General features: G+C 45.3%; 7 protein-coding genes and 1 tRNA gene. 2 read left to right on the forward strand and 6 right to left on the reverse strand.

What is annotated here, in order from left to right; all coding sequences use genetic code 11:
- Nucleotides 1-174: 174 nt before the first annotated feature.
- From QUB35_RS36310 to QUB35_RS36335, 6 genes are all read right to left on the reverse strand, one after another.
- A complete protein-coding gene (locus tag QUB35_RS36310) occupies nt 175-2,079 on the reverse strand; it encodes a response regulator (protein WP_333147518.1) in 1,905 nt (634 codons plus the stop codon).
- A gap of 148 nt (nt 2,080-2,227) precedes the next feature.
- The gene (iscB, locus tag QUB35_RS36315) at nt 2,228-3,505 is read right to left on the reverse strand and encodes an RNA-guided endonuclease IscB (RefSeq protein WP_333147520.1); all 1,278 of its coding nucleotides are present in this window, start codon (nt 3,503-3,505) and stop codon (nt 2,228-2,230) included.
- A gap of 452 nt (nt 3,506-3,957) precedes the next feature.
- Nucleotides 3,958-7,293 carry a protein DpdE gene (dpdE, locus tag QUB35_RS36320; RefSeq protein ID WP_333147522.1) on the reverse strand — a complete coding sequence of 1,112 codons (3,336 nt, stop codon included), beginning with the start codon at nt 7,291-7,293 and terminating at the stop codon, nt 3,958-3,960.
- 457 nt (nt 7,294-7,750) lie between these two features.
- Nucleotides 7,751-8,407, reverse strand: coding sequence for a glutathione S-transferase (locus tag QUB35_RS36325; RefSeq protein WP_333147524.1), 657 nt, complete (start codon nt 8,405-8,407; stop codon nt 7,751-7,753).
- 322 nt (nt 8,408-8,729) lie between these two features.
- Nucleotides 8,730-9,677 (reverse strand): oxygen-dependent tRNA uridine(34) hydroxylase TrhO, encoded by a 948-nt coding sequence (trhO, locus tag QUB35_RS36330; RefSeq protein ID WP_333147526.1) that lies wholly within the window; start codon nt 9,675-9,677, stop codon nt 8,730-8,732.
- A gap of 519 nt (nt 9,678-10,196) precedes the next feature.
- Nucleotides 10,197-10,286: transfer RNA gene (locus tag QUB35_RS36335), tRNA-Gly, on the reverse strand.
- A gap of 84 nt (nt 10,287-10,370) precedes the next feature.
- Here QUB35_RS36335 and QUB35_RS36340 point away from each other — a divergent pair.
- Together QUB35_RS36340 and QUB35_RS36345 are read left to right on the forward strand one after the other, a co-directional pair.
- Complete coding sequence (locus QUB35_RS36340) at nt 10,371-11,615, forward strand: tyrosine-type recombinase/integrase (protein WP_333147528.1); 1,245 nt, start codon at nt 10,371-10,373, stop codon at nt 11,613-11,615.
- Between the two features lie 668 nt (nt 11,616-12,283).
- A partial coding sequence (locus QUB35_RS36345; RefSeq protein WP_333147530.1) for a hypothetical protein occupies nt 12,284-12,756 on the forward strand: 473 nt, incomplete at its 3' end.

Raw genomic sequence — 12,756 nt, forward strand, 5'->3', positions numbered from 1 at the left:
TGGTTGCCCCCATGTCCCAAACGCCTGTGAAATCGTCTGTGGGTGGGGGCGGGCACGGGGGCACCGCCCCTACAAAAACCTTTTGGTGAGAATGAAACCGCCCTGCCCTTATTAAGGGGGCGCCGGGGGGATCGGATTCTACGGGGCCTCATAAAAAATTGGTATAAGTTGTATTTAAGTATTCCCACCCTGAAGTAAAGGACGACTGCGCCTGATTCGGCTGAGGACCCGCGTGACTAATTCAGGCCCTAGTACCGGCTTGGTAATAAAATCATCGGCTCCCGCTGCAAAGGCTTGTTGCAGAGATTCTGGATCGGTATGGGCTGTCACCACCAAAATCGGTAAATTTTCCCATTGGATATCCTGTCGGACGATCTGACACAATTCTAAGCCACTGACGATCGGCATTTCTAGATCCAGCACTACTAAATCGGGCTCAATGGTAATTAACACCTCCCAAAATTGCTGTGGTTCTTGGAGATTTGTCACCTCAAGTCCCCAAGGAGTCAGTAACGCTGATAATTTAACCAGCATCACAGGGTCATCATCTACGATTAAGACTTTGGCTTCTGAAGTTTTGGGACTGGGTAGAACACGGGCGATGGCTCGAAAAATTTGCTCGGTGGTTGCAGGTTTGTGCAGAAATTGCTTAGCACCTAAGCGCGATACTGCCAAGCGATCGGCAAGACTATCTCGTCCGGTAAAGACAATTATAGGAAGAGTAGGCGATCGCTCGGTGAGTTCTCGCAGTAGCGTCAATCCATCTTCCTCTGTCTCTGCAAAACTTAAATCTAGTAACATCACATCGGGCATTGACAAAGCAAGACGCGATCGGGCAGCAGTAATATTCGGCGCAATTTTCATCCGCAATCCCCAAGCTTCGGATTCTACTTTCAATCGCTCCGTTAATGCAGCATCATCATCAACTACCAAAACCCGATAGTTGAAAGTTGAAATAGTAGAAACTGGTACAGCCGTTGATGTAATCGGTGTTTTGGCTAATTCCTGCTGTAATCCTGTCACCAATTCCGAGAAGCGGGTAATTTCCTCAGCAGTCAAAGAGCGATATTTTATTAGCAAATGCTCTGCCGAGCGTGCCAATTTCGAGCCTTCGGGATAACCAAAAGATCCCAGAGAGCCAGCTAATTTATGAGCTTCATGTTTGGCCGCGTGCTGTAATTCTGTTTCTAAATTTCCTGCTAATAGAGCAGTTTTTGCCTGTTCCAATACAGCAATTTGTTGGTTGAAGCATCCCCGAAACCGCTCTAACACTTTGTAGCTTTCGGACTTATCTACCCCGTGAGATTGATGTTTTTTGGTGCGCTCAATCCCAAGATTATTTGAACTAGACGATGCAGATTGGGTGTACGGTTTCAGTCGATAGCCCATGCCATAAACTGTTTCGATGATTTCTTCAGTTAAGCCGCCGGCCTTCAATTTCTTTCTGACATCCTTAATATGAGTGATAATGGCGCGATCGGTTGGTGCCTCATCAAATCCCCACAAACGATCCAAAATAGCACTGCGACTAAAGATGCGATCGGGATTTCGCAGTAATAATTCCAGCAGATTATATTCGGTCGGTGTCAGTGAAATTATTTGTTCGCAAAATGTCACTCTACCAGACTCTAAATCTAAACAAAGCTCTCCCCAAGTCAATGTATTAGCCGCTGAATTCTGAGTAGAACCTCCTGGGGAAAGTGCTTTACTGCGTCGCAATAAAGTTCGTATTCTTGCCAGTAATACTTCCGTAGCAAAAGGCTTGCTGATGTAATCATCGGCGCCCGCATCGAGAAGAGCCACCATCTCCGCATCTGAATCCTTTGCCGTCATTAACAGGATCGGTTTGTGGTAGCCTTGCGATCGCAATTGCCGACATAGACTAATTCCATCGAGTTTGGGAACCTGCACGTCTAACACAATTAGATCGTACTCAATTGCTGCTGCCAAGTCTAGGCCCACTTGTCCATCATTTGCCCGATCCAACCCGTAATGATTTGCTTCCAACACATTTGCCAGTGTTGCTCTCAGCCCTCCATCGTCCTCTACGAGCAGAATTTTTATCTGAGACTTCTTCATTTTGGCTGTGCGGTTTAATTTCCATGCGATCGACGCGCTTTGATGTCAGGCCGAAGCGTGGCTTTTAACTAAATCACCAAAAAACGAGCGACAAGCCCCGGGCTACCGACATGGGGAGGAAAGCGGCTGCGACTTCAGTCGCCTTGAATCAAAATCCATAGGAATAGCCATCTTTTTTGTGAATAGGTTTGCAATATTTATGGCTAATTCCTGCTACTCTTCCCTTCATTGTAGCGATGTCGAACGAACCGGATGCACGGCAAAGAACTCGTCCCACGTAGGAACCGACTTTCTTGCCTGCGGTGACGGTAGCGCTGATAATATCGCCCGTTTGAAAACCAAAATGGATCTGCTTTTTCGATCTGTGTCGAACTGGGAAGCCAAACCTATTTGTGCCACACATATGTCGAGTACCGTGTCCGGCTGCTTTTATTAACAGCGGTTGAAAAGTCAGCACCTTTAATTCTTCGACTTTGCCTACGCAAGCAGCATCTAACCAGTGGGATTTAGGTAGCTGCAAACGAGTGCGATTAAATTTTGTTAAGCCACCACTGCCAGTAGAAACTGGTAAACCAGTCGTCAAACGGAGTCCGTTAAACAACGCCCAGCGAGTTGAATTAACTGCTGCTGCATCTTTTAAGGAACGTTTTGCTTGGGAGAGAATCCGCTTTAAAATATCGGGCTTTTTAGATAGGAATTGCTCAATATCTTGAGTGCCTTTCTTTTTGTTGCAAGTATCACAAGCAAGGCACAGATTAGAAATTCGATTAGATCCGCCTTTGGCTCTGGGATGAATGTGTTCGACTTGTAGTGGCATATCCGTAATTCCACAATACGCGCACTTTCTGTCCCATTTGTTCAATAAATATTCGCGGATCTCGTAGCCGTATAGAACGCCTTGCTGGTACTCCAGTCCACTAATTTCTGGGTTTTCTGATTGTTGCAAGTCGAACCGCACAAGTTCTTGCGAAACAGAAGCAATGGGAGCAACTTTCCTCAATCTCTTTACCCAAGTTAAGGTTGTTTCTACACGATGTTGCAAGCTTGGAGCCAACCACCCTTTCGAGCGAGTTCTGTTTAATAATCTAGCTTTTCGGTAGCGGGTATGACGATTTCTTCTGCCTCTACGCAATGAACGGCGAGACTCCAGACCAGCTTTAATAGCTTGACCTCGGTGAGCTAGTTCTGCACCAAAGATTACGTCTTTTCCTTGCACTAATGCGATTCCAGTAGCCTTGGAGCCAGGGTCTAATTTAAGAGTGATTGGTTCCTGGGGTGCTGTTATCTCTACCGTGAGAATGAGTGTGAATGGATATCTTTTAAAAACAGCAGCTTTGCCAGTGGTTAGCAATTTGCGAGCCAATCCTGGACGAATTGGATTGAGCGGTCGTTTGTGGATATCAAGTACAAAAACGAAATTAGACACAAAGTCCTCCATTGCTGGGTAAAGTTCGCTCCCTTGAATGTTTTAGGAGCTTGTTATGCCAAAAGCACTGGTTTAACCCCGTTAATCCTGTTTAACTTTTGGCGATAGAGCGGAAAACTAGCGTCGCATTTTCCGGTATCATGACTCTAAAAACGTAGGTCTAATCCTGTCTCTGGTAAGGTTCGGGCTTTCTTCTTGCACCGCTGGCGATCGAGCCGGACTTCCTAAAAGCCCCCGCTTTTAAGCGTGGGGTTCCTTACTGCTACTCATTACTACTGCTTTTATCTTATCATTTTTGCAGTCCCATAACCTAAAAATTGCTGTCACTTCCCCAGTTTAGATAAAACGGATCGCCCTTTCCTTCATCTGCGTCCATCCGCGTTTATCCGCCTGCATCTGCGGTTGCTAAAAAGCGATCGCCCCCAAAAAGAGCGATCGCCCTCCCAAACAAATTATCCCTCATCCTCCGACTTTACAGGAGGACGCCCAGAAATCACCATAAATCCCACAGACTCAAGAGTCATGTGCGGGCGGCGAATCCCAGCTAAAACCGCTTGACTCAACAAACTTTCCGTACTAATTTCATCAGCCAAAACCGATTCTAAAAGTTGTTCGGATTTAGAAAGTCGATTCAACCGCAATTGCAATTGATTCACCCGGTTTTCTAGTTGGATAGCAGCAGTAACAGCAGATCGATCGCACATTTCCACAAAAGCCGATCGCCCGCGCAGCAACTCCTCCGATACCACCCGTCCCTTTTGACAAAAATCATCCCATTCTAGCGGATCGACAAAACTGTCAATCAGCGACGTGCGATTTTTCGACAAATTATAATCCCGATTCGGCCCACCTTTCCCCTTATAATCCCGCTGCAGAATCGCCAGAAGTTCCGCATCTTCCACCAGAGACATCTGCTCACTGCGAGCATCTACAAACACAGTTTCAAATATTGGGATAAACAGAGCATCAGCGCGGCGCTGCAAAGCTTTCAAGTTGTAATTTTCGATGTTTTGTGCTTGCAAAACTTGCTTGGCTGGCTGCACATCAGTCTGGATTGAATAATTAAACTGAAAGCCGAACCACTCCTTCCCAGGCGCAGCATCCCAACTTTCATCATGCCGCCACATGGCAAAAGCTTGACCGCGATCGTCCCAGCGAATATAAGAGCTAATTGCATCGATCAACCCCTCACCAATGCGGTAAAGAGCGACATCCGCATTCTGATAAGCAATGCGGCGATTGTAACTGCCATATTGCTGGCAATAAGGAACCAATCTGGTCATCAAATCGTTCGAGGGAATTAACGTTTTTTGAGTAGGTTTATAGCGCATCAACCCCGATATACTCGGATGTTCGATTTGTTTGAAGTGAAGAGCTTGACACAACCAACCTTCAGTAGCCCGCTGCATTTCTTTATGCTTAGCATCGCAGTTGTCGAGAGATTCAAAATACTGAGATGCACTGTCATCCAGAGTATCAATTTCATCGAGAACGTACTGTTCGTCAATTTTGATTTTCTCTTGTGCGATTTCAGTTTTAATCGCTTCAATTTCGCTGGATAAGCCCTTGCCTCCCTCAGCAAACAACTTTTCTTCAAGTTTGAGAAGTTTTTCCTCAGCATAAAACTGAAGGCTGGCAATAGATTTGTTGAAGATATCAAACCCATCTTTTAAAACTTGAAACCAAGCTTCGTGGGGACTCTCTGGCAAATCCGGGCCTGCAAACAAACAAAATTGCACTCCCATTTTGCTGCCAATGCGATCGACTCTGCCGAGTCTTTGTTCTAACTGGTTGGGAAACCACGCCAAATCGAAGTGAACTAACCAATCTGTCAATTGCAGATTTACCCCTGCTTCGGCCGATCGATCGCACACTAAGATAAAACAATGCGGCTCAGTCTTAAACCGCTTGAGACTAGCCTCAACATCATCAGCCGATTTGCTCGTGTCATGGCTGGCGATCGCATTTTTACCAAAGATTTTAGCTAAATTTTCCGCAATCTCTTTACAAGTTGCAGTAAAACTGGTAAAAATCACAATTTTCGGGAAACGCTCGCCCGGAATCGGTCGTTTAATTTGCTGTTGAATTCTCGACAGCAAATCGCGAGGTTTGCTGTGATACTCGCGCGGAACCTTCAAAGCAACTGCCAGAAATCGGAGAACCGCGATTCGTAACAAACTCAGTCGATCCAGCCCTTCCTGGGGCTTTTCCAGGGTATTGAGCAAGGTTTCCAGCATTTCCCTTTCTTCGGGAAACAGCGCAGTTTTGGTCAAAATCGCCGTGTCATTTTGTCCAAATTCGCGATCGAGTTCTGGAGTCGATTTTTTCTGCAAACGAGCTTTGACAACCCGTTCTAAAACATTCAGCCAAGTACCAGAAGCGCGGAAAAATAGCAGAAAAATTCTCTGATATTCGCTCGACTTGGGAGCCACTGTGCGCCATTTATCGAGTACGGTTTGAATTTCCGACCACTGTTCATCATTCAGATCGTACTCAGTTTTGGGGACAGCATCTCGCTCGAAAATCACATCTTCAACCGCATCCCGGCGGTTGCGAAGGATGCGACGATGGAGGCGGTAGGTATCGCTAACGTGAGTGCGAATAGTTCGGACAAGCCGAGCCTGTTCTGCTGTTTCTTTAGTTTTCAAACAACTTTCTAACTCTGTTGCTAATCCGATTAAATAATCATCTTTGGCAAAAATAGTGCGAAGTTGAGCGAGTTTTGTTTGCAAAACAGCAGGCTGGGAATTTTCTCGGAAATCTAGCAAAGCGCGGCCGATTTCTTGACGGTTTTGCACCTGTTCCTTGAAGCTTTCCAGGTCATCAAGACGGTAAGTTGTGGGATCTAGCAAGTGCAGCATCGTTAGAAAATCTTGCTCGTGGCCGAGAACTGGCCTTGCAGATAATAACAATACATTTTTGCTTTTCTGAGCTAGTTTCTGACAGAGTTCAAAGGACTGCTGCTGAGCGCGATCGCTCGAATTTGCCATTGCCGCCACATCATGCGCTTCATCAACAATCAGAAAATCCAGGTTAGCGTTGCGGCTAATTTGATTGATTTCGCTAACAGCAACAAGCTGCACTCGGTCAGCAAAATGAGACAAATAGAATTTATTTTCCAACTCCTGCCGCCACTGTTCGAGCAAGTATTTCGGAACCAGTACCACAGCGCGTCCGTTGGGTTCATCTAGCAGGAATTGGCGGAGAATTGTGCCGGCTTCTACTGTTTTTCCCAGTCCTGGTTCGTCTGCCAATAAATAGCGCACGATTGGGTCTTCTAGGACGCGCCGCACGACTTCAACTTGGTGCGGATAGAGGTCTATGTTAGCAGAAATTAAACCGGTCATGCCGCGGCTGACGGCCCGCTGTTCGATCGCAGATTGAACAAATGCCAATCGGCGATCGTGAAAATACGGCGTTTCTTGGCCTTTGACTGCTAAAATGTCGATCGGATCGGCGATCGGGATATTGCAGCGAACGTAAAGTTCGGTTTCAACAGCTTGCAAACTTTGGCTGTCGGGCAGGTCAATTTCGTACTCTAATTTATCTTCATCCCAATCATAAACTCGCCCAATTATCCATCTTTCCTGAGTGGTACTCCAGAGGTAGCAGCGGGTTTGGCGCTGAAGTCTAGCTTCTTGCAGTAGACTTAAGGGCACGGTTTTGCGGATGCGATTTTTAACTGAGCAAAAATATTCAACTACCGCCTCGATACGCGATACCTCAACAACTTTTCCGACTCCCAAATCGTTTCTGGGCGATCGAACTAACGAACCAACATCAATCATAATTTCAGCCTGACAATACTTACTAGAATACACTAACGCCTTTCAAGTTAAAAATTTTAGCAAAATGCGATTTTTGCCGCCGTCACTTTTCTAGTCAAATGACAGTCAATCGATTTTAGATTTTAGATTTTAGATTTTAGATTTGAAGCATTGACACCACGGATAAATACGTTCGGCAAGTTTCATCGGATACACGTTTTTGATTTCTCCGTCTTGAGTCTCCGAAGGAATGAATCACGTGGCGGGTATCCTCGATGCTTTCGGTCAATCTGGCATTCGGAAAACAATAAGTTTAGCATGGTAACTAACATTTTGGGCATTGAATAAATATGCTGACAGCGAATAAGTATAATAGGACTGACGCACCTACTACCATTTTCTGTCCCAAGAAAACCTAGTGAAACAATCTCAAACCCTTGATTCAACGCCCTTGAGTCCGTAAGTCCTGAATAACTAATTACGAGGAAGGAAAAATAACGCCTAGATTCCCGGATTCCCATTTCGGATATTTCTGCATCACACTGCTATAAATTTCCGACTCTGTGAACCCTGCTAACCAAGCTTGTAGCCCAGGCCAAGGCTGTTCGTTGAACCAAGTTTGATCTGTATGAGCAAATTGACGAACAAAAGGTGCGATCGCCATATCAGCCAATGCTACATTGTTACCAAACAAATATTTAGTGGCACTTAACTGTGAGTTGAGTTTTTCCAGGAATAAAGAACCCTCATAACGATGTATTTGGGCATCAACACCTGGATAACGATCCGGGTACTTATAACGGTCAAGATGATATTTAAACCTATCATCAAATAGAGCGATTAGTTCCAGCATTTCTGTAACAGAACCTTGCTGTGGCATCAACCATTTGTCAGGATCGTGTTGTCTCAATGCCCACAACATGATATCGATACTTTGATCGAGTACCCGCCCGTCAACATCAATTAATATTGGTACTGTACCTTTGGGAGATACTTCCAACATCTCTGGTGGTTTGTCTCGCAAAACAACTTCCCGTAACTCACACACCCGATTGCTAACCATCAAGGCCAAGCGCGCGCGCATAGCATAGGGACAGCGGCGGAAGGAATACAAAATCGGGTATGTTGCTGACATATTATATCAATTCCGGTTGCACCGGAATTATTGTTGACTGTTGACTGTTGACTGTTGACTGTTGACTCGATTTTATGATTCCGATGCAACCGAAAACGATATAATTAGTCGATCGCGCGATCGGGTTTTTCGGGTCAGAAACCCGGTTTCTTTCGATATTTCTCGTCGCCAAACAAGATTTTTCGTAGAAACCGGGTTTCTTGGACTTTAGTTTTAATACTATAGCAATCCTAAATCATTTGTGAATTTCTAACTCCCTCCCCTTGGTAAGGGGAGGGCTGGGGTGGGGTAAAAAATTTACGACTCATTTAGGATTGCTATATTAGTCGCAGACCTCATCTACTTTTTCCTTCGCATCGTAGCGCGCGCCTATATGTACTTGGTTGCGACGCTTAGCAAGCTCAATCTGACGTTGACGTTCAGATAAGGCTTGTTTTTTGGTTTCCGTTTTGGAGTCATGACAATGAGGACAACTCACACCAAGCACAAAGAATTCAGAAGCCTTATCTTCCTGACTAATCGGGTGACGACAACCGCGACAAAGTTCATAGTTACCCGGCTTTAAGTCCTGACCAACAGAAACCCGTTCATCAAAGACAAAACATTCACCTTCCCAACGACTTTCTGCTTCCGGCACCGTTTCCAAATATTTTAAAATTCCGCCTTCGAGATGATAGACTTCCTCAAAACCTTGACTACGCAAAAAAGCAGTAGATTTCTCGCAGCGAATACCACCCGTGCAAAACATTGCCACCTTGGGTTTATTGCGTAAAGCAGTTTCCCGCCGCACCCATTCAGGTAACTCAGAAAAGCTTTTTGTTTTGGGATTAATAGCGCCTTCAAAAGTACCCAGAGATACCTCGAAGTCGTTACGCACATCAACCACGACAACATCGGGATCGTCAAGCAGCTTATTCCACTCATCAGGCTTAACATATTTGCCAGCCATGAGGCGGGGATTAATGTCCGGTACTCCCATCGTGACTATTTCGCGCTTCAAGCGTATTTTCAGACGGTAAAAAGGTGCTTTTTCCGAGAAAGATTCCTTGTGTACCATATCCGCAAAACGCGGGTCACTACGCAAGAATGCCAGCACTGCGTGTACGCCCTCGGACGAGCCGGCAATAGTGCCATTAATGCCTTCTTGGGCCAGTAAGATAGTGCCTTTGACGTTGTTGTTGTTGCAACAATCGAGTAGCGGTACTTTCAGGTCAGCAAAATCAGGTAGTTCAACGAACTTATATAAAGCAGCGGTTAAGAAATAAGCCATAGATTGAATGGATAAGAGTAATTAAATTTCATAATTAAATTATATGAAAATTCAGTCAAAGCGGGCGGTGGGACTCGAACCCACGAGGTTCAGCGGAAGAGGTAAGCATCACTCATGGAACCCGATACTGGCAAAGGGTTACATCCTCCGAGCTGATTTTTGTATCCCGTGTGGTCTCGAATTTGTCTCCAAAGGGCTAACGTTGTCCTGTCGATTTTGAAATTTTACCATGACCCCTACGTCTAGTAGAGGTGCGGAATGGGGGTTAAAAGTACCACCCAAAAAGTCGAGGGCTGATTTGGCGGATATGGAAACTGTGTTGGACGTATTGGCAAGTCTAGGCACTTGATTGTCTCCAATTTTGTCTCCAAATTGTCTCCAAGCAGCCATCAACAACCCTGTATTTGTCTCCAAAAACTCTGTATTTATCTCCAAAAACATCCCGTGCAACCACAGAGAAAAAGCCCTAGAAACGCCAAAACCCTTGATTTATCAAGGGTTTTAAATACTGTTCGCGCAAGCGGACGGTGGGACTCGAACCCACGACGTTCAGCATGGGAAGCGATAGGAATGAATCGACAAACCCTTTGTCCCGTAACGATTTCTCGCAAAATGTTTTTGCCGTCCACTGTTTTCGTAGTCAAACCGTAGTCAGTTTGGTAAAATTGGTCGATCGAGTTTGAGCAAAAATACATGACTAAAACTCCCAAATCGGGCGGGAAAGCTTCTTACGGTTCCGTGGTGGTAGCAGCTCGCGAGGGGAGACTGCGGTTACAGCTGCCAAGACATTTGTACGGGGGGGAGCAAAAATACCTGTCTTTGGGGATGGCAGATACCCCTGAAAACTGGGAACTGGCAGAGGCTAAAGCACAGTTGATTGAATCTGACATCAAGTTTGAGCGCTTTGACCCCACACTCAAGAAATACAAGTCACAGACTCACCTGACTGTTATTGAGACAATCAAGCCTAAGCCGGAACTGACTCTAACTAAATTGTTTGAGAGATATTTAGAATTCAAAAAACCTGCTGTCAAGCCCACAACTTTTCACTATTTAGTAACGAGCATTCAAGCTTATATTGACCGCTGTCCCTACCAAAGTTTGTCCGAGGATAATGCTTTGCAAGTACGCGCGTGGCTGCTAGGCGACACTACTAACAGCATGACTAAGCGAGTTTTGACATACGTGAATGCAGCGGTTGAATGGGGGATTAAATTTAAAATTATTACCAGGTTGTCCGCTTCCCCTTTTAACGGGATGGCAGCCGACTTGCCAAAACACAACTGGCAAAGTGACCCTGAACCTAACGCTTTTAGTCCCGAAGAAAAGGCGCTGGTATTAGAAGCTTTCAAGAACCACAAAGGGAATTGGAACGGCAGGGGTTATGGAGGGCAGAAGCTTTGCTACTATTACCCTTTGGTGCAGTTTTGGTTCATGACTGGATGCCGTCCCTCTGAGGCTGTTGGCTTGAGGTGGCGCGATATTGCCTCAGACTTTTCTCACGTTGTGTTTAACGGCAGTGTGCAGCATCCGGGCGGGATAGAGACTAGGGTTGATGGTAGTAAAAACAACAAGCGTCGTAGGTTCCCTTGTAATCAGGAATTAAGCGAGTTTTTAAGAGGTTTTGAGCCGGAAAACTTGACGGACAAAAACAGTCTGGTTTTTCCCTCACCCAAGAAGGGCGGGGCGATTAATTACAGCAATTTCACTATTCGCACTTGGCACAAGTTGGTTGACCCAATCACTGAGAAAACTCGCGAGATTGAAGGACATCGTAAAACTACTACTCCCTACTCTTGTCGGGACACTTTTATCAGCGAACAAGTTGGTAAGGGTGTACCGAGTGCGGTTGTTGCTAAGTGGTGCGATACGTCTGAGAAGGTGATTAATGCCGTGTATTTAGACGGCAAGATTTTGGAGCATTTGCGCCCGCTTTGATGCTGTTGGGATGTTGATTCTAGAGGCAATTTTTTTGTAGATTTTCTTGCGTACAAAATCAACACCGGGACGCGACAGGCATCTGATTTTAAGCCAAAAAACACGCACTTCCTGTGTGTGTGCTGGAACCATTGCTGATAAAAGCTTTCAGCGATTGTAGCGCTGGTATTACTGGTACAGTTGTATATGTGACGGTTTAATGTGTCAATATATAGTATATATAGTGACAGTTGATTTTACTGAGTGTTAAAAATCCAGTTGTTTTTGGGTTTAATGCGTTGAAATATATAGTTTACGGCGTAAATGTGAATTTTTTTCGCAGTCAATGCGTATTTTTACTTGTGACAGTTGGAATAATTTGACAGACAGTTGTTGTGACAATTATATTTAGTTAGTATGACAGTTTATATTAAGTGTTAATTTACAATTGTATACATTGCGACACAAAGTTTTACACTTCCTGTCTTGACAAGGAAGTGGAAGTCTGCAATCGTGAGTAACTAAGGAAGATTGATGCGCGACTGCTAAGCACTGGAAATGCTTAACAAGTCACGACTTCCCCAAATCGTTGTGTTGGAACGTTTGGAGCCGATAAATTATGACATTTTTAGACGGTTGTCTTTGCGGACGATCGCAACTCTTAATGATTGAGTTGACGGGGTTTTGTCATGACTAAACCCACCGTCAGCTACCGTCGCATTGACCAATTAAAGGCGATCGCCTTTGACCGTGGCTTCACCAATGAAGATGCCAGACAGTTCGGGAAACTTAGCAAGACTGCTACATGGGAAGCGCTGCTGGAACTGTACCTCGTTGACGGTGAATCGCTTGACACAGTGAATGTAGACAGTGTAGACAGTTTGAGTGTAGACACTGTAGACACCACGCCTGAACCGCTTGACTCAGAACGTGTAGACAGTGTAGACACCCTAGATTGGACTAACGACGGTTCGTTCCCTGTGTGTGGTTTTACCCGCCAGACTTCCACCAGCTTTTTAGACTGGGTTGACTTTGGGCAACTCATCGCACTTGTACTCGCATCGGCGGGGGTGTTTGTGCTGGCGATGTCTATGTGGCGACAAATCAATCCCCTGAATTTATTTCCCTCTCCTGTTCGCATCAACATTCAAATTGGGACAAA

The sequence above is a fragment of the Microcoleus sp. B13-B6 genome, from assembly GCF_036705405.1.
Classification (GTDB): domain Bacteria; phylum Cyanobacteriota; class Cyanobacteriia; order Cyanobacteriales; family Microcoleaceae; genus Microcoleus.